Origin of the sequence: Streptomyces sp. NPDC050528 (assembly GCF_044457795.1) — a bacterium.
GTDB lineage: Bacteria > Actinomycetota > Actinomycetes > Streptomycetales > Streptomycetaceae > Streptomyces.
Genome location: NZ_JBITHH010000001.1, coordinates 1,049,034 through 1,070,950, shown reverse-complemented (window position 1 = coordinate 1,070,950; position 21,917 = coordinate 1,049,034). Strand labels below are relative to the sequence as shown.

At 69.8% G+C, this 21,917-nt stretch carries 25 protein-coding genes; 23 read left to right on the top strand and 2 right to left on the bottom strand.

From position 1 onward, the window contains the following. Positions 1–58: 58 nt before the first annotated feature. Positions 59–1,747 carry a chitinase gene (locus ACIBK4_RS04915; protein ID WP_398992949.1) on the bottom strand — a complete coding sequence of 563 codons (1,689 nt, stop codon included), beginning with the start codon at positions 1,745–1,747 and terminating at the stop codon, positions 59–61. Between the two features lie 386 nt (positions 1,748–2,133). Between ACIBK4_RS04915 and ACIBK4_RS04910 the strand changes: the two genes are divergently transcribed. The 20 genes from ACIBK4_RS04910 to ACIBK4_RS04815 all read left to right on the top strand — a co-directional run bounded on the left by ACIBK4_RS04910 (position 2,134) and on the right by ACIBK4_RS04815 (position 18,967). Continuing rightward, on the top strand, positions 2,134–2,943 hold the full coding sequence (locus ACIBK4_RS04910) for a hypothetical protein (RefSeq protein ID WP_398992947.1): 810 nt from the start codon (positions 2,134–2,136) through the stop codon (positions 2,941–2,943). Between the two features lie 112 nt (positions 2,944–3,055). Then, positions 3,056–3,769, top strand: a complete 714-nt coding sequence (gene cpaB / locus ACIBK4_RS04905; protein ID WP_398992139.1) for a Flp pilus assembly protein CpaB — start codon at positions 3,056–3,058, stop codon at positions 3,767–3,769. 9 nt (positions 3,770–3,778) lie between these two features. Then, positions 3,779–5,029 carry a CpaE family protein gene (locus tag ACIBK4_RS04900; RefSeq protein WP_398992137.1) on the top strand — a complete coding sequence of 417 codons (1,251 nt, stop codon included), beginning with the start codon at positions 3,779–3,781 and terminating at the stop codon, positions 5,027–5,029. A 20-nt stretch (positions 5,030–5,049) separates the two neighbouring features. Continuing rightward, the gene (locus tag ACIBK4_RS04895; protein WP_398992945.1) at positions 5,050–5,466 is read left to right on the top strand and encodes a TadE/TadG family type IV pilus assembly protein; all 417 of its coding nucleotides are present in this window, start codon (positions 5,050–5,052) and stop codon (positions 5,464–5,466) included. Position 5,467: 1 nt separating this feature from the next. Next, positions 5,468–5,821, top strand: a complete 354-nt coding sequence (locus ACIBK4_RS04890) for a TadE/TadG family type IV pilus assembly protein (protein ID WP_390157537.1) — start codon at positions 5,468–5,470, stop codon at positions 5,819–5,821. 79 nt (positions 5,822–5,900) lie between these two features. After that, a complete protein-coding gene (locus ACIBK4_RS04885) occupies positions 5,901–7,241 on the top strand; it encodes a CpaF family protein (RefSeq protein ID WP_033285200.1) in 1,341 nt (446 codons plus the stop codon). Positions 7,242–7,252: 11 nt separating this feature from the next. Continuing rightward, positions 7,253–8,194 carry a type II secretion system F family protein gene (locus ACIBK4_RS04880; RefSeq protein ID WP_398992135.1) on the top strand — a complete coding sequence of 314 codons (942 nt, stop codon included), beginning with the start codon at positions 7,253–7,255 and terminating at the stop codon, positions 8,192–8,194. A gap of 16 nt (positions 8,195–8,210) precedes the next feature. Continuing rightward, positions 8,211–9,101 carry a DUF5936 domain-containing protein gene (locus ACIBK4_RS04875; protein WP_398992133.1) on the top strand — a complete coding sequence of 297 codons (891 nt, stop codon included), beginning with the start codon at positions 8,211–8,213 and terminating at the stop codon, positions 9,099–9,101. 24 nt (positions 9,102–9,125) lie between these two features. Continuing rightward, the gene (locus ACIBK4_RS04870; protein WP_398992131.1) at positions 9,126–10,688 is read left to right on the top strand and encodes a sensor histidine kinase; all 1,563 of its coding nucleotides are present in this window, start codon (positions 9,126–9,128) and stop codon (positions 10,686–10,688) included. Between the two features lie 85 nt (positions 10,689–10,773). Beyond that, positions 10,774–11,649: a response regulator gene (locus ACIBK4_RS04865; protein ID WP_398992129.1), complete on the top strand. Its 876-nt coding sequence runs from the start codon at positions 10,774–10,776 to the stop codon at positions 11,647–11,649. Between the two features lie 214 nt (positions 11,650–11,863). Beyond that, entirely contained in the window at positions 11,864–12,100 is a 237-nt protein-coding gene (locus ACIBK4_RS04860) for a hypothetical protein (RefSeq protein WP_366431346.1), read from the top strand. After that, positions 12,100–12,711 (top strand): pilus assembly protein TadG-related protein, encoded by a 612-nt coding sequence (locus ACIBK4_RS04855; RefSeq protein WP_398992127.1) that lies wholly within the window; start codon positions 12,100–12,102, stop codon positions 12,709–12,711. Before ACIBK4_RS04860 ends, ACIBK4_RS04855 begins: the two co-directional genes overlap by 1 nt. Before the next feature lie 34 nt (positions 12,712–12,745). Next, positions 12,746–13,327, top strand: coding sequence for a hypothetical protein (locus tag ACIBK4_RS04850; RefSeq protein ID WP_366431348.1), 582 nt, complete (start codon positions 12,746–12,748; stop codon positions 13,325–13,327). A 7-nt stretch (positions 13,328–13,334) separates the two neighbouring features. After that, positions 13,335–13,970, top strand: coding sequence for an OmpA family protein (locus ACIBK4_RS04845; RefSeq protein WP_398992124.1), 636 nt, complete (start codon positions 13,335–13,337; stop codon positions 13,968–13,970). A 13-nt stretch (positions 13,971–13,983) separates the two neighbouring features. After that, positions 13,984–14,142, top strand: a complete 159-nt coding sequence (locus tag ACIBK4_RS04840) for a hypothetical protein (protein WP_398992122.1) — start codon at positions 13,984–13,986, stop codon at positions 14,140–14,142. A 10-nt stretch (positions 14,143–14,152) separates the two neighbouring features. Next, the gene (locus ACIBK4_RS04835) at positions 14,153–14,518 is read left to right on the top strand and encodes a hypothetical protein (RefSeq protein ID WP_398992120.1); all 366 of its coding nucleotides are present in this window, start codon (positions 14,153–14,155) and stop codon (positions 14,516–14,518) included. A gap of 217 nt (positions 14,519–14,735) precedes the next feature. Then, positions 14,736–16,973, top strand: coding sequence for a Tox-REase-5 domain-containing protein (locus ACIBK4_RS04830; protein WP_398992119.1), 2,238 nt, complete (start codon positions 14,736–14,738; stop codon positions 16,971–16,973). Positions 16,974–17,066: 93 nt separating this feature from the next. Continuing rightward, complete coding sequence (locus tag ACIBK4_RS04825) at positions 17,067–17,780, top strand: hypothetical protein (protein ID WP_398992117.1); 714 nt, start codon at positions 17,067–17,069, stop codon at positions 17,778–17,780. Beyond that, positions 17,777–18,292 (top strand): hypothetical protein, encoded by a 516-nt coding sequence (locus tag ACIBK4_RS04820; RefSeq protein WP_398992115.1) that lies wholly within the window; start codon positions 17,777–17,779, stop codon positions 18,290–18,292. The genes ACIBK4_RS04825 and ACIBK4_RS04820 overlap by 4 nt, the downstream gene beginning before the upstream one ends. Before the next feature lie 135 nt (positions 18,293–18,427). After that, positions 18,428–18,967: a hypothetical protein gene (locus ACIBK4_RS04815; protein ID WP_398992113.1), complete on the top strand. Its 540-nt coding sequence runs from the start codon at positions 18,428–18,430 to the stop codon at positions 18,965–18,967. Here ACIBK4_RS04815 and ACIBK4_RS04810 read toward each other — a convergent pair. Next, positions 18,912–19,277 carry a DUF192 domain-containing protein gene (locus tag ACIBK4_RS04810; RefSeq protein WP_398992111.1) on the bottom strand — a complete coding sequence of 122 codons (366 nt, stop codon included), beginning with the start codon at positions 19,275–19,277 and terminating at the stop codon, positions 18,912–18,914. The two genes, ACIBK4_RS04815 and ACIBK4_RS04810, sit on opposite strands and share 56 nt — an antisense overlap. Before the next feature lie 132 nt (positions 19,278–19,409). Here ACIBK4_RS04810 and ACIBK4_RS04805 point away from each other — a divergent pair, with 132 nt between their 5' ends. The 3 genes from ACIBK4_RS04805 to ACIBK4_RS04795 are packed head-to-tail and all read left to right on the top strand — an operon-like array spanning position 19,410 to position 21,763. Continuing rightward, complete coding sequence (locus ACIBK4_RS04805) at positions 19,410–20,207, top strand: prepilin peptidase (protein WP_398992109.1); 798 nt, start codon at positions 19,410–19,412, stop codon at positions 20,205–20,207. 55 nt (positions 20,208–20,262) lie between these two features. After that, entirely contained in the window at positions 20,263–20,850 is a 588-nt protein-coding gene (locus ACIBK4_RS04800) for a dihydrofolate reductase family protein (RefSeq protein ID WP_398992107.1), read from the top strand. A gap of 40 nt (positions 20,851–20,890) precedes the next feature. After that, positions 20,891–21,763 carry an LLM class flavin-dependent oxidoreductase gene (locus ACIBK4_RS04795; protein ID WP_398992105.1) on the top strand — a complete coding sequence of 291 codons (873 nt, stop codon included), beginning with the start codon at positions 20,891–20,893 and terminating at the stop codon, positions 21,761–21,763. Positions 21,764–21,917: the final 154 nt, after the last annotated feature.

Below are 21,917 nucleotides of genomic sequence, written 5' to 3'. Positions count from 1 at the left end.
CGGCACATGATCGGCCGGCCCCTCGTCCCTGTCGTTCGGTACCTGCTACCTCAGCCCTTTACGGCAGCGCGTGCACATGCGCCCCCACCGAGTTCGACCACGAACTGCCCGCGGCCGCATCCCAGTTGGTGGACCACGTCATCGCGCCCCGCAGGTCGGGGTACGTCTTCGACGGCTTGAAGGTGCCGCAGTTGGTGCCGGCGGTGAGGCAGTCGAGGGCGTTGTTCACGATGGTGGGGGAGACGTAGCCGCTGCCGGCCGCGCTCGTGGAGGCCGGGAGGCCCAGGCCGACCTGGGACGGGGCGAGGCCGCCCTGGAGCTGGATGCAGGCGAGGGCGGTGAGGAAGTCCACCGTGCCCTGGCCGTAGACCTTGCCGTCGCAGCCGAGCATCGTGCCGCTGTTGTAGTACTGCATGTTGACGACCGTGAGGATGTCCTTGATGTTCAGGGCCGTCTGGAAGTACGCGTTCGACGTGGACTGCATGTCGATCGTCTGGGGGGCCATCGTGATGACGAGCGACGAGCCCGCCTTCGACGACAGAGACCTCAACGCCTGTGTCATGTAGGTCGCGTTGATGCCGTTCTCCAGGTCGATGTCGACGCCGTCGAAGCCGTACGTCTGCATCAGGGAGTAGACCGAGTTGGCGAAGTTCGTCGCGGACGTCGAGTCGCTCACCGAGATCGTGCCGTTCTGGCCGCCGATCGAGATGATCACCTTCTTGCCGGCCGCGTGCTCGGCCGCGATGTCCGCCTTGAACTGGTCGACCGTGTAGCCGCCGAGGCCGGACGAGTCGAGCGTGAAGGAGACCGCGCCCGGCGTCGAGGTCGCGTCCGCGAAGGCCACCGCGATGATGTCGTACTGCGAGGAGACGGCCGAGAGCTTCTGCACGGTCGCGCCGTTGTTGAAGTTCTGCCAGTAGCCGGTCACCGCGTGCTTCGGCAGGGTGCCGCCGCCTCCGCCGCCCGTCGCCGTGGTCGTGCCCGTCACCGCCGTCGACTTCCCCGACTCACCGGCCGAGTTGGTCGCCGTGACCTGGAAGGAGTACGACGTGGAGGCCGCAAGTCCCGTGACCGTGGCGGACGTTCCCGTCACCGCCGTGATCTTCGTGCCGTTCTGGTAGACGTTGTAGCCCGTCGCTCCCGACACCGCGCTCCACGCGAGGGAGACCGAGGAAGAAGTCGTAGAGGAGACGCTCACGCCTGTCGGTGTCGCCGGGACCGTCGGGGCCGGGTCGCTGCCACCGCCGCCGTCCGGGCCGTAGACCGAGATGTCGTCCGCGTAGTACGCGGCCTGGCCGTACCAGCCGTGCGTGTACACCGAGACGGACGTGGTGGACGCGCCCGTAGTGAATGTCGTCGAGAGCTGCTTCCACGACGTGGTGTCGGGGGTCCATGTCGAGACGTCCGTCGTGCCCGTGCCTGTCACGCCCAGGTAGGAGTAGCCGCCCTGCACCCAAGCGCTCAGCGTGTACGTCGAGTTGGGCTTCACCGCCACCGACTCGCTGCACTGGGCGTTGTCCTGGCCGGCCGGGGTGGCCTTCAGGGCCGCCGCGCCGCTGTGCACCGGGGACGAGACGGTCGTGCCGCTGCCCGCCGTACAGGTCCAGTTGGTCAGACCCGACTCGAAGCCGGCGTTCTTGGCGTTGTTGATGTCGGCGGCGGACGCCTGGCCGGTGCCCGCGAAGGAGAGGGCGAGGGCGGCCAGGGCGACCCCGGCCCACAGACGTCTTTTTCCGAGTACGGGCATGCCTGGTGCGCGGTCCACTGATGCCTCCGGTGGGGGAGTTGGAGGGGGCTGTGACTGTGACTGTGCCGACGGTGGCCACCGCTGGAAGTCCAGAGTTGGTCCAGACCAATCTGATGTCAAGAGGTCCAGACCAACTTCGCCGACGTCGGTCGCGGCGTTCCCGTCGCGATCGGATGCGTGACCTGCCCCGTTTTGGCGTGTTGTGTGCGATGACAGTTGCCGCACAGCTACAGAAACGCTGTTCTCCGGTCACAGGGGCGTGGTTACAGTGCTGAGGTAGTCACGCAGTGAAGTCAACTCGGTGTGCCGGAGTAATGCCGGTGGGCCGACAGGCGTGAGACGGGGAGCTGCGCGTGCCAACTGCCATTGCCGTGACCAGCGCCGACATGGCGCTGCCAGCACAGGACGAACGGACCCTGCCCGCCGTCGTCCTGCGGGACCTCGATCAACGACCGCTGGACCAGGCGCTGTCGGAGATGCAGGCCCTGATCGACCAGCACGGGCATGTCGTCGTCGTGTCCTCGCAGGCCGTGTCCGAGGGTGTCGACCGACGGCTGCACACGATCCGGTCCATCCTGGAGAGCGACCGGATCGCCCTGTTCCGCCCGAATCTGCCCCCGCTCGGACTCGCCGTCCTGGCCCGGCAGTTGAGGCAGCTGGCGTCCTGCGACCTCAGTCCCGGCGTGCTCGCCTCGGCGGGCCGGCTGCTCACGCACTACATCCACGCCGGCGCGCTCCTCGGCTCGGTCACCAAACTGGACCGGGTCCCCGTCGGCCTCAAGCAGCACGCCAAGTCCTGGGTGCCCGGCAGCCAGTTCGCGGTGATCGCCCACCCCGAGCCGCAGTTGGTCCGGGTCGGCCCCGGAGCCGCCCTGGAGGGGCCGGAGTTCGGCACCTGGATGCTGGTCGCCAAGGGGCAGCTCCAGTCCGACTGGATCGGCACCACCCTCGCCCCGGCGTGGAACGCGATGGGGCTGCGCGAGGCGACCCTGCCCGCCGAATCGGTGAGTTGGTGGGGTACGAACAGACTGATCGAGTTCTGTACCTATCTGCCCGACCTGTCGGTGCTGTACCAACTGGTCACCTCTGTACGGCAGTCCGTGTGCCACTGGTGCGGTATCGACGTCATCGGCGACCGTTGTGTCTTCTGTTGCGCCACCCCGCCCGTTCACGAGAACCAAACATCGAGCGGATAAGTCCTCAACTCACAGGACACGCTTACAGCACACGATTCGCTCGGCCCGGTTCGCTCCCGCTCGATCCGCTCATCTCCGCTCGACCGATATCCCCAATGAGGTTGTACGGTTCATGAACTCCCGTCAGCGCCGCGGCGTGATACTCCTGCTCCTGTCGGTCATCTGCGCCCTCGGCGCGTTCGCCGGCGTCCTCTCCGTCATCCGTGACGTGAAGTCCAAGGTCGGCCCCGAGGTCACGGCGTACCAGGTCAAGGGCAACGTGGCGCCCTACACGGCCCTGACCGCCGCGCAGTTCAAGAAGATCGAGATGCCCAAGCGGTGGCTGTCGGACACCGCCGTGACCGATCTCCGGCAGATCCAGGGCAAGATCGCGGTGACCACCCTGCGCGGGGGCTCCCTGCTGCAGACCGACATGATCGTGGACCAGCCCGCCCTGCAGCCGGGGGAGCAGGAGGTCGCCATCATGATCGACGCGGCGACCGGCGTCGCCGGCAAGATCACCCCGGGCTCGACGGTCAACGTCTACGCCACCTTCGCGGGCGCGAAAGAGGGCGACCCCGACCAGTCGAAGATCATCGTGACCAACGCGAAGGTCATCGACGTCGGCCACATCACCGCGCTCGACCCCGGCAGCAACAGCGACAAGAACCAGCAGCAGTCGACCAACGGCGTGCCGATCACCTTCGCGCTCTCCACGCTCGACGCCCAACGGATCACCTACGCCGAGTCGTTCGCCGAGCGGGTGCGGCTCGCGCTGGTGGCACCCGGCACCGATACGACCGTCCCCGACAAGGACCGGACGTACGAACTCGCGAAGGACAAGTGAGAGGCCCGCATGCCCACCAGGATTCTTCCGGCGGTCGGAGACGCGGACGCCATCCGCGCCATCACGACCCTGCTCAGTCAGCTCCCGGACGCCGACCCGGTGGCCCCGGTGGCCGACTCGACGCAGCTCATCGACACCCTGGCCCGGCTCGCCGCCGAGTCCGTCGACGAGCTGCCCGAGGTCGTGGTGGTGCATGAACGCATCGGTCCCGTCCCGGCGTTGGAGCTGGTCCGCGAGGTCGCGCTGCGCTTCCCCGCGGTGGGCGTCATCCTCGTCACCACCGACGCCAGCCCCGGCCTCTTCCAGGCCGCCATGGACGCCGGCGCCCGCGGCCTCATCGCCCTCCCGCTGAGCTACGAGGAGTTGGCCAACCGCGTCCAGGCCGTCGCCGCCTGGTCGGTGGGCGTCCGGCGCCATCTGGGCCACGGCGGCGACGTGTTCACCGGGGTCGGCGGGACCGTCGTCACGGTCAGCGGCGCCAAGGGCGGGGTCGGCGCCACCCTCGCCGCGATCCAACTCGCCCTCGCCGCCCAGGCGTCGGGCCGTACCGTCGCGCTCGTCGACATGGACCTCCAGACCGGCGACATCGCCTCCTTCCTGGACGTCCAGTTCCGCCGCTCGGTCGTCGACCTCGCCGCGATCACCGACATCTCGCCGCGGGTCCTGGCCGACGCCGTCTTCCGGCACGACACGGGCATCGCGCTGCTGCTCGCCCCCGGCGAGGGCGAACGCGGCGAGGAGGTCACCGACCGGGCCGCCCGCCAGATCGTCAGCGCGCTGCGCTCCCGCTACGAGGTCGTCGTCATCGACTGCGGCGCCCAGATGAGCGGCGCGAGCGCGGCCGCCGTCGAAATGGCCGACACCGCACTGCTGTTCACCACCCCGGACGTGGTCGCCGTACGCGCCGCGAAGCGCACCGTCCGCATGTGGGACCGGCTGCAGATCCGCAAGGCCGAGGAGACGACCATCGTCGTCAACCGCTACACGCGCGGCACCGAGATCCAGCCGGCGCTCATCCAGCGCATCACCGGCACCACGGTCGCCGCCACCGCGATCCCCGCCAACTTCAAGGAACTCCAGGGCGCGGTGGACGCCGGCCGCCTGCACGAACTCGACAACAAGAGCGTGGTGAAACAGGCCCTTTGGGGTCTCGCGGGCGAACTCGGACTGGTCAAGGTCTCCGAAGTCGCCCAGAAGAGCGGGCGGTCGCGGGGCGGCGGCGATCGCGGCTCGGTGAGCTTCCGGCGTCGTAGGGAGTGAGGGGAGTGAGGGGGATGCGTATGCCATTGATCTCCGCGCGGGAGCGGGAGCGGGACAGGGGCCGGGACAGGGACCGGGACCGGGGCCAGACCACCATCGAGTTCCTCGGCATGACCCCGCTGATCATTCTGACGCTGGTGCTGATGTGGCAGTTCGTGCTGGTGGGGTACACCTTCACGCTCGCGGGGAATGCTGCGGACGAGGCGGTGCGCGCGGGGACGGCAGCCGCCCCGGGGGACCGGGAGGCCGCCTGCCGGCAGGCGGGGCTCGCCAAGCTGGACGGCGCGTGGAAGGGGGACGCCACGGTGACCTGCGGAGGCACGGGTTTCGTCACGGCCGACGTCGACCTCAAGGTGCCCATCCTCTTCCCGGGCTCGATCGCCTTCCCCTTCACGGTGCACGGTCACGCGGGCGCCGTAGAGGAGGCGAAGGACTGACATGTTCCACGGCCTCCGAGCGCGCGACCGCGGTCAAGTCGCCATCGAATACCTCGGGTTCATCCCCGTTCTGATCCTCGTCACGCTGGCGGCGGTGCAGCTCGGGCTGGTCGCGTACACCGCGGAACAGGCGGGAACGGCGGCCCGGGCGGGGGCGCGCAGTGCCTCGCTGCGGCAGGGGGCGCAGCCGGCGTGCAGCGAGGCCGTCAGCGACTGGCTCTCGGTCAGCTGCCCGGCGTCGTTCGGCGGCGACACGGTCTCGGTCACCGCCACCATCCACATCCCGTCGGTCATCCCCGGTTACGACGGCTTCGGGGACGCCAGCAAGACCGCCACGATGCCGCTCGACCACTGAACGACAGAGAACAACAACTGAGAACAACAACTGAGAACAACTGGGTTCGACTGAACAAGGAGCGAGGAGCACAGCACTCATGGGTCTGCGGGAACGCGTCAACCATCCCGAGGAGAACGGGCATCGGGGCGAGGACGGCCACATGGTCGCCTCGTACCGCGCCAAACTCCTGGAGGAGATCGACCTCGCGGAGATGAGCGCGCTGGCCGCCGCCGAGCGACGGGCCCGTCTGGAGCGGGTACTCGGGCACATCATCAGCCGTGAGGGACCGGTCCTCTCGACCGTCGAGCGCTCGCAGTTGATCCGCCGGGTCGTCGACGAGGCGCTCGGCCTCGGCATACTCGAACCGCTCCTCGAAGACGCGTCGATCACCGAGATCATGGTCAACGGCCCGGACGCGATCTTCGTCGAACGGGGCGGCCGCGTCGAGCAGTTGCCGCTCCGCTTCCCCTCGCACGACCAGCTGATGCAGACGATCGAGCGGATCGTGTCGACGGTCAACCGCCGTGTGGACGAGTCGAATCCGATGGTCGACGCGCGCCTGCCGTCCGGCGAGCGTGTCAACGTGATCATCCCGCCCCTGTCGTTGACCGGCGCCACGCTCACCATCCGCCGCTTCCCGCGCTCCTTCACGCTCCAGGAGATGGTCGGCTTCGGCTCGCTGGACGAGCACATGCTGTATCTCCTCGCGGGGTTGGTGCACGCGAAGTTCAACATCATCGTGTCGGGCGCGACGGGCACCGGGAAGACGACCCTCCTCAACGCGCTCTCCGGCCTCATCCCGGAGACCGAGCGCATCATCACCATCGAGGACTCCGCCGAACTCCAGCTCCAGCAGTCGCACGTGATCCGCCTGGAGGCCCGCCCGCCGAACGTCGAGGGCAAGGGCCAGGTCACGATCCGCGACCTGGTGCGCAACTCCCTCCGCATGCGCCCCGACCGGATCGTCGTAGGAGAGGTCCGAGGCGGCGAATCGTTGGACATGCTCCAGGCGATGTCGACGGGCCACGACGGCTCGCTCGCCACGGTCCACGCGAACAGCGCGGAGGACGCGCTGATGCGGTTGAAGACCCTGGCGTCCATGTCCGAGGTGGAGATCCCCTTCGAGGCGCTGCACGACCAGATCAACAGCGCCATCGACGTCATCATCCAGCTCACCCGCTTCGCCGACGGCGCCCGCCGCATCACCGAGATCGCCCTCCTCGACAGCCACGGCAGCGAGCCGTACCGGCTGGCGACGGTGGCCCGCTTCAGCCCGCAGCCCATCTCCGCCGACGGCCGGGTCTACGGCACCTTCGAGTACTTCCCGCTCTCCCGCCGCACCGCCGACCGGCTCTACATGGCGAGCCAGCCCCTGCCGCAGGCCTTCGGCGTCGCCCACACCGCGGAACAGCTCGCCCTCAGAGAAGCCAGTAGGTAGGGACCGACCCCATGGATCTCCAGACGATCGTCACGCTCACCACCGGCATCACCCTGCTGACCTGTGTCCTGGGCGTGGCCGGCCTGCACGCCTACGCCATGGGCAAGGCGCAGCGCGCGGCCCTGGTCGACCGGCTCTCCTCGACCGGCCAGATCCAGGTGGGCCGCACCCGCCGCTTCCGCGACCTGGACCGCAGACTGCGCCGCACCAGGCTCGGCAGGCAGCTCGAACTCCGCCTGGCGGCAACGGGGTTGGACATGACGCCGGGCGAGTTCTTCGTCTACATGCTGGCCACGGTGGCGGCGCTCTGGCTGATCGGACAGGCGTCCTTGGCCCCCTTCTTCGGGCCGATAGCAGGCCTGTTGGGCATCGGGGTGGCGATCCAGTTCCTCAACTGGCAGCGCCAGAAGCGCATCGAGAAGTTCATCAACCAACTCCCCGAACTGGCCCGCATCATGGCCAACGCCACGCACGCCGGGCTCGCGCTGCGCACCGCGATCAGCATGGCGGCGGAGGAGCTGGAGGCACCGGCCGGGGAGGAACTCGCCAAGGTGGCCAACCAGTTGGCGGTGGGCGCCTCGATGGACGACGCGCTGAGCGAGCTGGCGGACAGGCTCCCGTCCCGCGAACTAGTGGTCCTGGTAACGACATTGGTGCTCTCGAACCGAGCGGGCGGCCAGGTGGTGAGCGCCCTGCGGAACCTCACGGAGACCCTGGAGGAGCGCAAGGAGACCCGGCGCGAGGTCCGCACCCAGCTCTCCCAGGTCAACATGACGTCGTACGCCGTTCCGGTGATGGGCGTGGGCGCCCTCTTCCTGATGAACGGCGTCAAACCCGGTGCCCTGGACCGGATGACGGGCTCCCCGATCGGCCAGGCCTGCGTGATCATCGCCTTCGGGCTGTACGCGGTCGGCTTCATCCTCATCCGCCGCCTGTCCCGCATCGACGTCTGAGGGGAGGGGAACAGACATGGCGGCACTCGTTCTCGCCCTGGTCATGGGCCTCAGCGTGTGGGGCGTCTTCGCGGGCATCCGCATGTACCGCGCGGACGCGAAACTCCCCACCGACCTCGTCCTCGCCCTGGAGGTCGGCTCGACCCGCACCGGCGCGGTCGACTCCCTCATCGACCGCTTGGGCATGCGCTACGCCCCGATGGTCCTGCGCCTGATGGGCCCGAAGCTGGTGGCCAAGTACCGCCGCAAGATCGACCTCGCGGGCAACCCCGGCGGCCTCACCATCGACCGCTACGCGGCCCGCCGGGCGGTCTACGGTTTCCTCGGCGGCTTCGGCGGCCTGCTGATGCTGCTGGAGGGCCACTACATCGTCGCCGTCATCCTCTTCGCCTTCGGCGCGTTCTGGACGGAGGTCGGCATCTGGTCGGCGATCCGCATCCGCAGGGACGTCATCGAACGGACCCTGCCGGACTTCCTCGACGTGCTCGCGGTCGTGGTGAGCGCGGGCCTGGGCTTCCGCCAGGCGCTGGACCGCGTGGCGTCGAAGTACGAGGGCCCGTGGGCGGACGAACTCCGCATCACGCTACGGCAGATGGACCTGGGAATGAGCCGCCGCGCGGCCTTCACGGAACTCCGGCGGCGCAACGACAGTGAGCAAGTCGCCATGTTCGTCACGGCGTTGCAGCAGGGGGAGGAGCTGGGCGCGCCGATCGTAGACACGTTGGTGTCCCTGGCGAAGGACATGCGCCGAACGGACGCGCAGAACGCCCGCCGCAAGGCGGCCCGCGCGGTCCCCAAGGCCACGATGATGATCACCACGTTCATGGTCCCGGCCACGATGCTGCTCCTCGGCGCGGGCCTTCTCCTGGGCTCCGGCACGGACTTCAGCACGATCACGGGCAAGTAGGGACGGACGGGGGCGACGGGGGCCATGGCGACGACGGACGAACGCGGACGGACGAGGCTGCTGCGGCGGCGTCCCCAGCCGACGGAGATCACGACTCCGCCGGCCGGGACGGTGCTGCCGGATCATGTGCGGTCGGGCGCGACGGATATTCCGGTCACGTCGGTCACGCCGGCGCTGCCGGAGGGGTGGGTACCGGTGCGGGCGAGGCTGTCGGGGGTGCCTGCACCGCCGGAGCAGCCGAGTGTGGAACGGTTGGCCGCCGACGGTGGGGGCGCCCCACAGGGGCCACCCGCACCCGACGACGAAGGCCGCACGGCCGCTGCGGGTGGGAAATCGTTCGCGGCCGAAGGCCGGGAAGTCGCCCTCCCCATCCAGATCAGCGCACTCCAAGCAATGTGCAGGCAGGTCTTCGGCTTCCGCCTCGCGATGATCGCCCTCGCCGCCCCCTCCGCCCTGGTGAACGCCACACCCGGGGTAGCCACCCGCCTGGTGGGCGCAGCCGTGGTGGTCACGTTCATGGCGTCCTACGTCCTGTTCCGCGACTGGGAACGCTTCGGCCCCCTGCTCCTACGCCACCCCTCCCTCCTGGCCGTGGACACCCTGTTCGGTTCCCTCCTCCTGATCTCGGCAGGGCCAACCAGCACGCTCGCCTACGTCAGCGTCTGCACCCCCCTCCTCGCCGGCATCGTCTACGGCTGGCGAGGCGCCGGCTGCTTCGCGAGCCTCCAGGCGGTGATCCTGGTGCTGGCGCAGACCGCGGCGACGGACCACCACAGAGTCGTGGCGCAGAGCTTCCTGTTGCCCGGCCTGTGCGTGATCGCCGGCGCGGTGGGAGTGACCCTGCGCAACCTGATGCTCCGCTTCGGCGAGGCCACGACCGCCCTGACAACGGTCCAGGCCCGCCTCGCGGTAACGGAGGCCGTAGGAGCCGAACGGGCGCGCCTGGCAAGGGAGTTGCACGACTCGGTGGCCAAGACCCTGCACGGTGTGGCCCTCGCGGCGGACGGCCTGGTGGGTTCGGCGGGCGCGGACCACATGAACCCGACCCTGATCCGGCAGCAGGCGGAGTTGGTGGCCCGTTCGGCGCGCAGGGCGGCGGCGGAATCCCGTGAACTCCTGGCGGATCTACGACGGGAGTCCGACCCGGACGAGGGTACGGACGTACTCGTCGAACTGGCCGCCCGCACAAGGGACTTCAGCATCAGGACGGGCCTGCCCACGACCTACCGCCCGACCGGCGACCACGGCGTACCGCCGGTCCCGCCCGCCGTGGCCCGCCAACTCCTCACCATCGCCACGGAGGCGATGGAGAACGCCCACCGTCACGCGACCCCCACCAAGGTCGACGTGGAGGCCGGGGTCCACGACAGCCTCCTGCGCATCAGCGTCTACGACGACGGCCGCGGCCTCCCCGCCGGCACGACCCTCGAACAGCTGCGCAGGGCAGGCCACTTCGGCCTGGTCGGCATGGTCGAACGGGCCGCGTCGGTCGGCGCCCGCATCCGTATAGGCAGGGGCGGCCACGACACGGGCACGGAGGTCCGCCTGGAACTCCCCCTGGGAGCCTTGGCGTCACCGAGGACGTAGAAGACGTAAGCAAGCCCCCCCCCACACATACAGCCACACACGCAGCCGCACACAGCCACACACGACAACCCGAGAGGAGGCAGCCATGCCGGACCAGTCGACGCCCCACCCCGGCGCGCCACAGCCGCCACCGAACCCGTTCCCCAACTTCCCGCAGCCTGCCCCGACTTCGGCCCTCCGGGTCGTGGTGGCCGACGACAACCCGGTGGTGCGGGCGGGCCTCACGGCCCTGCTGTCGGGTCGCGCGGACATCACGGTCGTAGCGGAGGCGGCGGACGGCCGGGAGGCGTACGAGGCGGCGCACTTCCATCGCCCGGACGTGGTCCTGCTGGACGTTCGCATGCCGGGCGTGGACGGCATCTCGGCGCTTCCGTACCTCGTGCGGATCGCGCCGGTCGTGATGCTCACGTACAGCAGGGAGTCGGAGATCGTCCAGGAGGCGTTGCGGCGCGGGGCCGGCGGTTATCTGGTCCACGGCGAGTTCACGGCGGACGAACTGGTCGCCGCCGTAAGGGACATCAAGCAGGGCAGGGCCCATTTCACGCCATCTGCGGCGGGGGCGTTGCTGGCGCAGCTGCGACAGGAGCGGACGGGTCCCTCCCTGCCCGAGGGCCTGGGCTCCTACGACTCTCAACTAGGTGCGACTGCAAACGGAAGAATGCCTTCGACGGCCCATCCTCACCCGAATTTGCCTCACGGCCTTTCGCAACTGCAACCAACTGTGAGACAGTCGTCCTCGGACAGGTCACGGTTCCAACTGAGCGCGAGGGAGGCGGAGATCATGGACCACATCGCGTCCGGCATGACCAACCAGCAGATCGCCGCCACCTGCTTCATCTCCGAGAAGACCGTCAAGAACCACATCAACCGCATCTTCGCCAAGCTCCACAGCACCAGCCGCTCCGAGGCCGCCGCCAAGTGGCTTGGTACGGCGCCGGGTTCGGCCCGAGGACTGGGGTGAGGACCGGTGACGAGCCGACGGTGGACCCAACTGCCGGGCCTACGGCCCCGGTTCGGTGACGGGCGGGCCCAATGCGAACGCCGGGACTCCGATTGGGCCCGATTTTGGGCCCTGGGACCCTCTGGCGTACCTGTGGTTCGGGCATACCGTTCTCATGTCGAAAGCGGCACCGGCGACGAGGAAGCCGGTAACGCGTCATTCGGAGGGGAACACCATGAGCGACCTGATGCTGAAGACCGCCGTTGCGACCAAGGCGCGTGTGAACGGCTGGAAGAACACGACCGTCGCGGCCCTGCGGCGCCGAGCCGGCGACAAGGGCCAGACAGCGGTGGAGTACCTGGGCATCATCGCGGTGGTCGTGGCGATCGTGCTGGCGATCACGGGTACGTCCATCGGGCAGACGATCCTCGACGCGATCAACAACAAGATCTCCGAGGTCACCGGCGGCTGATGCCGCCCCGTAGACACAGCGACGCAGGGCAGGCCTTCCCCATCTACATCACGGTGGTGGCGGGTCTGCTCTTCCTCGCGTTCGCCTACGTCGCGGTCGGCCAGGCCGCGGTGAACCGGAGCGGCGCCCAGACGGCCGCCGACGCGGCGGCGCTCGCGGCGGCCCAGGACACCCGGGACCAACTCGCGGGTAAGTGGGTGGAGGACGTACTCGATCCGACCAAGTGGCAGGAGATCTTCGACGGCGACGTGGCGGGACTCGTCGATTCGTGCGGGCGGGCCGGCCAACTCGCGGCCCAGAACGAGGCCCACATGACCGGCGCCGGGTGCCACTGGCAACCGGGGCTCCCCCCGGGCTACGAGGTCGCCGTCGAAAGTGACAAGCCGGTCGGAGACTCGATCGTCCCCGGCACGGAGGACCAGCACTCGACAGCCCATGCCACCGCAGTGATCGAGTCGCTCTGCACGTTCCCTCCCCTCGGCGCGGACGCCGGGGACGACGTGCTGCCGAAGCTCACCTGCAAGAACGGCGACGAGTGGGACCTGGATCCGCTCCACCTCACCGATCTACCGGGACCCGAGGACCTCTTCGACGTCCATCTGGCCGACTGACAAGCGAACGACGAGTGATGAGGGAAGCAGAGTCATGAGCATTCGGTTCACTTCGACGGCCCGCAGGGGGACGGTCGCCCTGGCTGTCGCGGCCGGTCTGGCCCTCGGCGTGGCCGGCTGCGGGAGTGGCGGCGACGACACCAAGAAGCCGGACACCACGGCGTCGGCCTCCAAGACCGGCGGATCCGATCCGAGTGCTCAGGAGGGCCAGTCGGACGCGCCCTTGGCCGAGGTGAAGGGCTCGAACGGCCTTGTCCTGGACATCACTTCAGCCACCCGGGACTCCGGCGGCTTCGTCACGGTGAACGGCAATCTGAAGAACGACGCGGACAAAAGTGTCGTGATTCCGGCCGCGTTGAGCGGCAACGAGACCGAGGTCATCAGGAACGGCCCGTCGCTCGGCGGCGCCACGCTCGTGGACTCGAAGGGCAAGAAGCGCTACTACGTGCTGCGCGACACGGACGGCCGTCCGCTGACGACGACGGGCATGACGACGATCAAGTCGGGCGACGAGCTGTCCGTCTTCATGCAGTTCCCGGCACCGCCGACGACCACGACCGAGGTCTCCTTCGAGCTGCCGACGTTCGCGGTCGCCACGATCAAGATCTCCGGATGAGGCGACCGTGACCACCACTCCCCGTCTCGCCCTGGTCGTGACCGCCGCCACGATCATGGTCGCCGCGAACATCGTCGGCGCGGTGGCCGCGCACGCCGACGACACCCCGAGCCCGAGCGTGCCGCCGGGCACCGAGGCCTCGGCCTCCGCCCCCGTGCAGGTCGACCCGAACGACCCGGACCTGAAACTCCCCGAGGGCGGGACGCTCGCCGCCCCCAAGGTCCTGGACATCAAGTCGGTCGTGGAGGACCAGGGCGGTGAGGAACGCCGTGAGGACACCAACTCGGACGTGACCTTCGCCCTCCAGGCCGAGGTCCTCTTCAGCAAGGACAGCTCCAAGCTGAGCGCCGAGGCGAAGTCCCGTATCGACGCGATCGCCGAGGAGATCAAGAAGCAGAACGCCTCGACGGTCCGCGTCTTCGGCTTCACCGACAACCTCGGCTCGTCCGCCCACGGCGACATCCTCTCCAAGCAGCGCGCCGACGCCGTACAGGCGGTCCTGGACTCGGACTTGAACAACCCGAGCATCACCTTCGAGGTCCGCGGCTACGGCGAGCAGTACCCGATCGCCGACAACTCCACGGAGGCCGGCCGCAAGAAGAACCGGCGGGTCGAGGTTACGTTCCCGCGGACGGAGAGCTGAGGGACGGCCCCACGTGACCGCGGCCCTGTACGGGGTCGCGCAGGTGTTCGCCGTGCTCGTGGGCGTCTGCGCCTGCGGAACGGTCGTAGCCCTCCTGGAAGTCGGCTGCACGACTTCACTGTGCTGGGCGCGGCACTCGGCGCGGGGTTCGGTCTGCTGGAGGCGCTGCTGAGGGGGCACTGATGAGTGAATACCATGACGTCTTCCTCCGTCCCGGATCTCCCCGGGACCGGCTCGTCTCGGACATCTCATGGGCCTGCGCCGCCGAACTGCGCCCGGTGGATTCCGAGTTCATCGACTACGCGGCGAACCTCGGCCACGCGGCGGTCGAGTTGGAATTCACCCACGAGTACGAGAAGGACCACGGCATGTCCTTCGAGAACTACGACTCACTCTTCACGGTCCGGGACTTCGACTCGAACCTGGCCCGCCAGGAAGCGACCGCCCGCCGCATCTTCGACAACCTCGCGTCCCTCGCCCGCTACGAAATGATCCTCGTCCGAGACCTGCAGGAACTGATCGCGTCGTCCGGGGCTGCGACCGAATGAGCTGATATCCCGGTTCGCGACATCCCGCCGACCGGCGGTCCGTAGAACCTCAACTCCGCGCCCCTACAACCCCCGTGAGGCGTGACACCGCCCCGGACCCACCCACGACTTGGGTGTCGATTTGGGTCCACGGGCCCATCTCGGGCAACCGTCCCGTCCCTAACCTCTGAAAGCTCCAGTGGTGTTGTGAGGGACGTCGGGGGACGGGGGAGACAGCATGGCCTCGATCGGAGGAGTGCCGGGCGGGCAAGGTGAGTTGAGGGGGCGGCGGGGGATGCCCGTGCCGCTTGTCACCGCGTTGGTGCTCGTGCACGCCCTGTTCGTGGTCACCGTCGTCGGTGGGCTCGGGCTGCTGATGACCGCCGGGGCGTACGACGCCCTCGACGGACAGGTGATCGCCCTTGTCGCGTACGCCGCCGCGCCGGGCGTCCTCGGCTGGTGGCTCGCCCGGCGGAGTTGGGAGGGCGGGGACCGCGTCCGGCGTGGACTCCTCGCCGTACAGGGCTGGTTGGTCCTCGGCGGGGTCGTCAACCTCGTCTCCGGGTCCGCCCGCGGGGGACTGCAACTCCTCCTCCCGATCCTGATCCTCTTCTTCCTGACCCGCCCCGAAAGCCGTCAGTGGTACGGGCTTTCCGACCTGGACCGCGTCGAGCGGCGGCCGTTCTCCCTGTCCCGGCTGATCCGTTGGCGCCGGGACGACGGGCAGACGGCGGTCGAGTACGCCGGGTTCATCGCCATCGTCGCCGCCCTCATCACCGCCCTGCTCGTCAGCGGCCTCGGCACCCAGATCTTCACCGGCATCCAGTCGGAGGTCTGCAAGGTCACCGGCATGGCCTGCCCGGCCGTAGGCGGCGGAGGCGACACGGACACGGGCACGGATACAACCGCCGGCAACAACAACGCCGACGCGAACGGCGGGACCAACGGCGGTACCGGCAACGGCTCCACCGACACGAGCACCACCACCGGCGACCAGAAACCCGCCCCCGCCCCCGCCGACGACAAGAAGGACGACAACGACAACGGCAACAAAGACGACGGCTGCTTCTCCGGCATCGGCGCCTTCTTCGGCTGCGCCGGCGACCAGGTCAAGCAGGTCGGCCAAGGCCTCTTCGTCGACGGTGTCTGGGGTGACCTCACCGGTATCTACGACCTGGTGCGGCATCCCTGGGACACCCTGAAAGGCATCGGGGACTACGGCAAACAGCTCGGCGACGACTGGTCGAAGAACTCCAAGGACGCCGGCAAGAAGTGGTCCGACGGTGACTACGGCGGCGCCCTCTGGGACTGGGCCGGTGCTTCCGTCAAGACCGGCGGCACGGTTCTCTACGACGTGTTCATCGGTGACGACGTCGCCAAGGACTGGAACAACGGCGACAAGACCCGTGCCGTCAGCCACGTGCTCTGGAACGTCGGTTCCCTCTTCATCCCGGGCTACGACGGCGCCAAGGTCGTCGAGAAGCTCGGCGACCTCGGCAAGGTCGGCAAGCTGGGGAAGCTCGGCAAGTTCGCGGAGGAAGCCTCCAAGGCGGCCGAGGACGCCAAGAAGGCGGCCAAGGCGGGCGACGTAGAAGGTGCCGAGAAGGCGGCGAAGGAAGCCGACGATGCGGCGGACGAGGCGGAGAAGAAGGCCCGCGAGTCCGGCTGCACGATCGGCGCCCCGGCGCACCGGATCCCGTACGGCGACAGCGGTGGTCCAGGGCTGCTCGGCGGCACCGGTACCGGCACCACCGTCCTGGCCGCCGGCGCGTCCTCCCCGTACGTCCTCCTCGCCGAGGACGGCTGCGACGAGGACGCCAAGAAGGAGGCCGAGGAGGCCCGCAAGCAGGAGCGCGAGGCCTACCTGGCCAAGAAGCGGGCGGAGGAACCGGGACGCGCGGCGAAGGCCGCGGCGGCGAAGAAGGAGTACCCCGACCCCAAGCACGGCGACACCTCGGACCCGCGCAACTACAACCCGCCGGACTGGGCCGCCGACCTGAAGAACCACACGCTCGGCGACGCCGACGGCAGCGACGGCTACTGGGCGAGCCGGGACCGCAACCCCGTGCCCAACTGGCAGAACGAGTCCTGGCTCCGCTACCAGGAGCAGGTCACCGGCACGGTCCGCGGCGAGGAGTACGTGGTCCCGTACCCCAAGAAGGGCGTGCCCGACGTCGAGTTCGACGGCTGGGACGCGGGCCGGCAGACGTATCTGGAGGCCAAGAACGGCTACGAGGGCTACCTCTCCAAGTCCAGCAAGGGGGAGCTGACCCCGTCCGCGAAGGCCGAGTTCGCCACCGAGGCGCGGCGGCAGGTGGCGGCGGCGGGCGGCAAGCCCGTCGAGTGGCACTTCTCGAACCCCGACGTGGCGAAGGCGGCCAGGCGGGCGTTCCGGGACGAGGGCCTCGACATCAGGGTCGTCTACGAGAAGCAGAAGCCGGTCGGCGGAACGCGCAAGCCGGGGGCGTTCGGCTAGCTCGACTAGGGTGACGGCGGCAGCCGGACCTGCTACGACACCCGCACACGCACGCGCAACCAGGGACTGGACACGACGGGACGGAGACGGAGAATGCGACGTCTGGTGAGGGGCTTCTGGGGCCCCCGGGAGGAATCGGTCGAGGAGCTGGCCGACCGCTGGAAGGCGACACTCGACCAGGTCACCCGGCTCCTTCCGCACGCCGCTCTGCCCACGGAGTGGACGGTGGTCCGCGCACCGGGCACCGCCTCCCCGGCCGCCCCGGTGCCGTCGGACGAGGACAGCCTGCGCACCGCCCTCCAAGAGGCCCGGGCCGCGGACGACTGGTCGAAGGGAACCGGCACCGCTCTCCGCCTCACCGCCACGGGCGCCCCGGACTGGACGGTCGAGGTGAGCGGACTGGCCGGCGGCGACTCCGAGTTCCTGCTCCAGTCCCTGGTGATCGGCATCCGCTCACCGTCGGACACCGAGCTGCCCGGCCCCCAACTCCTCGCCGCTGTCGCCGAGTTCTGGCAGCCCGACTTCGGCGACGTGACCGACGACGACGTACTGGACGCGCTGGAGGACGAGGCGGAGTACCGCGTCGGTGAACCGTGCGTGGGCCGCGTCGGCTATCTCTCCCCGGCCCGCGCCGAGTTGGTACCGGCCGACCTGACCGCACCCCGAACATCCGTCCCCGGCGCGGGCGTTGTGCTCGACATCGCGACGGAGGGCGACACGGACGCCGTGGTGCGGGCCTTCGAACGCCTGCGGGAGACCGGCGCGCTACGGCCCCTGCCGCGCCCCATGGACCGGGCCACGCTGTGACCGCACCCGGCCGGGAGCTGTCGGACCTCGACGCGCTGCTCACCGGGCCCGTTCCGGCGACCGGGCCGACCGTGAGCGAGGGCGATCCGGCCACGGGGGAGTGGACCGTAACCCGGGGCGCGGGCTTCGTGATCGCCCCGCTGTGGACGGGCAAGCCGCTCACCGGCGTGTACACACCCGAGTGGAACGCGGCGGAAGAAGCGGACAAGGCTCAACTGACCTCCCTCGTCCGGCAGTTGGACGACCGATACGGACCGCACCGCCAAGTCGCCATGCGTGTACCGCTCTTCCGCAAGCTCGCGGGAGACCCGATGCCCGCACTCTTCCAAGCCCTGTGCGACGAGGACCTGTTGGGCGACCTGGCGGTCTGGGGCCCGGTACCGACCGGCCGCCCGGAAACCCTCACCCGCCAACTGGCCGTCTCCCTCAGCCGGTCCGACGGCGACGCCCCCGCGATCCTGTGCGCCGTCGTCTCCGACCACCCGATCACCGAGCTCCCGGAGGCCGGGTGAACAGCCGTACCGCACCGCGATCCGTGGCACGACCCCACCCGGCCCGGGATGGGACACTGCCACCGTGACCCCCTGGAACCGCGCCGCGGACATTCCGCGGCTGTGCCACAGACACTGCCGGAAAGCGGGTGACAGATGAAGCTCCTCCTCGCGAACCTCTTCGTCGTGACGGAGCCACGACCCGCCCAACTCCGCCACGCCCTGGCAGACTTGCTCGGCCTGCCCGACGAGCGCGTCGACGTGGCGCACGAGGACGGGGACCAGGAAGGCCGGGACTGGGAGGCCCCGGTGCTCTGCACCTACTGCCCGTTGCCGCCGGGCGACCTGGCGCTCTCCCTCGACATCAGCGTCACCGAATCCGCCGCCGGCGACCTCACGGAGGCGGACCTCGCCCTCGGTATCGCGGCCAGGGTGGGGAGTTCGGTCCTCCACCCCGCGGAGTCCTACCCGCCGAGCGCGTACTGGGCGGCGGTCCCCGACGGACGCGTGGTCAGGTGCAGCATCGAGCCGATCGAGACGGGGTACGGCGAGGACGCGGCCCTCTACCCGTATCGGGTGTACGGCGTGGCGGAACAGGTACCGGACCTGCCGCCTCCGCCACCCCCTACCTCGTCTCCGCCTACTCCGTCTCCACCGACACCCGAACCCCCGCCCTCACTCCCCACCCCGCCATAACCCCCGCCCCCGCCTCCACCACATGCCGGGACCGCAACCGAGGCAACCCCAGCCGCCCCCGCTTCATCGTGTGGACGTCGAGCACCTTCAAGTCCCGGTCCAGGTAAGCCACATCGATCGGGAACCGCATCCGGAACGTGTGCACACTGCTCGCCGGTGAGAGCAGCATCGCCCCGTCGATCGCGTCCCGACCGAGCAGCCCCTTCGTCCGTGCCCGGTACGAGGTCGCCAGCTCCAGCGGGACGGTGACCGCCCCCGCCGCCCCGTGCACGATCAGCTTCCCGCGCCCGTCACTCCAGCGTCGTCCCATGCCAGGTCACCTTCCTGCGCCACTGCTGAACCAGTGTGAACCGAGTCAACCGACCGTATCCGCACGGGAGTAGGCCCCACATGGGCCCACGGACCCATGCCCCGACCGCCGCCCGCTCGATATCGTCCCCGCGTGCGCCTGATTCTGATCGTCGTGGGTGCCCTGTGGGGCGCGTGCTCGGGCCTCCTGCTGCCCCGCGCCGCCCACCGCCTCTCCGTACAGCCCGAGGAACCCTGGAACGGGGAGTGCCCCGACGGCCACCCGATCACGGGCCGGTTCGACGGCTGGCTGGGCCGGGCCCGCTGCACCACCGACACCAACGGCGCGCGGCCCGTCACCACCGCCCGCCGTCCGTACGGCCCGGGCACCACCGCCTGCGGTCCCTACGGCCCCCGCACCCCCGCCGTATCCACCGTCACCGCCCTCGTCTGCGCGATCCTCGCCGCCGCCACCGGCCCCCGCCCCGAACTCGTCGTCTGGCTGCTCGCCGCCCCCGTCGCCGTCCTCCTCGCGCTGGTCGACCTCCGGGTCCACCGGCTCCCCGACGTCCTCACCCTCCCGCTCGCCGCGGCGACCGCCGCCCTCCTCGGCATCGCGGCCGCGCTCCCCGGCGACGCCGGTTCCTGGCCCACGGCCCTGCTCGGCGGACTCGCCCTCGGGGCCGGGTACGGGGTGCTGTACTTCATCAACCCGGCCGGCATGGGCTTCGGCGACGTGAAACTAGCCCTCGGCCTCGGCACGGCCCTCGGCTGGTACGGCTGGCCGGTGCTCGTCACGGGCGCCTTCGCGGGGATTCTCTACGGCGCGGTCTACGGCCTCGGCATGGTCGCCCTGCGTCGTGCGGGCCGTAAGACGGCGATCCCGCTGGGGCCGTTCATGCTCGGGGGAGCGTTCACCGGTGTGGTGCTGGGGGCCTTCGCGGTCGCGTGAGACGGTGGTGGACCCGGCACCGAGCGGGGCCGGCCACGAACGAGGCGGTGCACCCATGCGGAAGATCAGCCTGATGATGTCCGTGTCCCTCGACGGCTACATGGAGGGCCCCGGCCACGACATCGACTGGCACAGGGTCGACGAGGAACTCCACCAGCACATGAACGACACCCTCAAGCACATGGGTGCCTTCGTCGACGGCCGCATCACCCACGAGTTGATGGCCGACTACTGGCCCACCGCCGACGCGGACCCCGAAGCCCCCGCCGTCATCGCCGAGTTCGCGCGCATCTGGCGGGACATGCCGAAGATCGTGTACTCGCGGACCCTGCCCAGTGGCCCCGCCGACTGGAACACCACCGTCGTGCCCGAGGTCGTCCCCGAGGAGGTGCTGGCCCTCAAGGAACAGCCCGGCGGCGACCTGGGCCTCGGCGGCGCCGACCTCGCCGCGACCTTCCTCCGCCTCGGCCTCGTCGACGAGATCAAGGTGTACGTCAACCCGATCGTCCTCGGCCGCGGCACCCCGATGTTCCCCGTCTCCGACACCCGCACCCCCCTCCGCCTCACCGAGAACCGCACCTTCGGCAACGGGGTCGTCCTGCTGCGCTACGAGCGCGCCGACCTCAACTCCGGCCACGCGTAAAGCTGTTGTCCACGGCACTCTCCCCGGGTAGGAAGAAACCATGACCGACCTCGGCGCTGTATTCCGTCCCCAACTGCCTCCCGAGCGACTGCGGGCGGTGGTCCAACTGGCCGACGCCTCAGGGCTCGAAGAGCTCTGGCTCTGGGAGGACTGTTTCCGGGAGGGAGGGATCTCGGCCGCCGCCGCAGCGCTCGCGTGGAGCGAGCACGTACGCGTCGGCGTCGGCCTGTTGCCCGTGCCGTTGCGGAACGTCGCCATCACCGCGATGGAAGTCGCCACGCTGGACCGGCTGTTCCCGGGCCGCGCGATCATCGGCGTCGGACACGGCGTACAGGACTGGATGGGCCAGGTCGGCGCCCGCGCCGAGTCCCCGGTGACCCTGCTGCGCGAGCATCTCGACGCGCTGCGCGCCCTGTTGCGCGGGGAGCGCCTCACGACCGACGGGCGCTACGTCAAGCTCGACGACGTCGCCCTCGACTGGCCGCCGGCCGGTCCCGTCGAGGTCCTCGCCGGTGCCGGCGGCCCCCGTACCCTCCGCCTCTCGGGCGCGGCGGCCGACGGCACGATCCTCACCGCGAGCACCCCACCCGACGGCGTCCGCCGGGCCCGTCAACTCATCGACGAGGGACGGGAGTCGGCCGGTCGCACCGAGCCGCACAAGGTCGTCGTCTATCTCCTCACCGCCACCGGTCCCGACGCCGCCGCCCGCCTGCGCGCCGAACTCGCCGACGACGGCGTGGAGTCGGTCCCCGACCTTGGCGTCGCCGGTGACGCGGGCACCGTCGCGAAGGCCGTCCAGCGCCTCGCGGAAGCCGGCGCCGACACCGTCGTCCTCCAGCCCACCGGCGACGAACCCGACCCGGAGGGCTTCGTACGCTTCGCGGCGGAGGAGGTCAGGGCACTGGTCCCCTGAGCCCAACCCCCCGCCCCGGAAGGAGAACGGACGGGACGACCCAAGCCCACCCGGAACCCCGGAACCCCGGAACCCCGGAACCCCGGAACCCCGGAACCCCGGAACCCCGGAACCCCGGAACCCCGGAACCCCGGAACCCCGGAACCCCGGAACC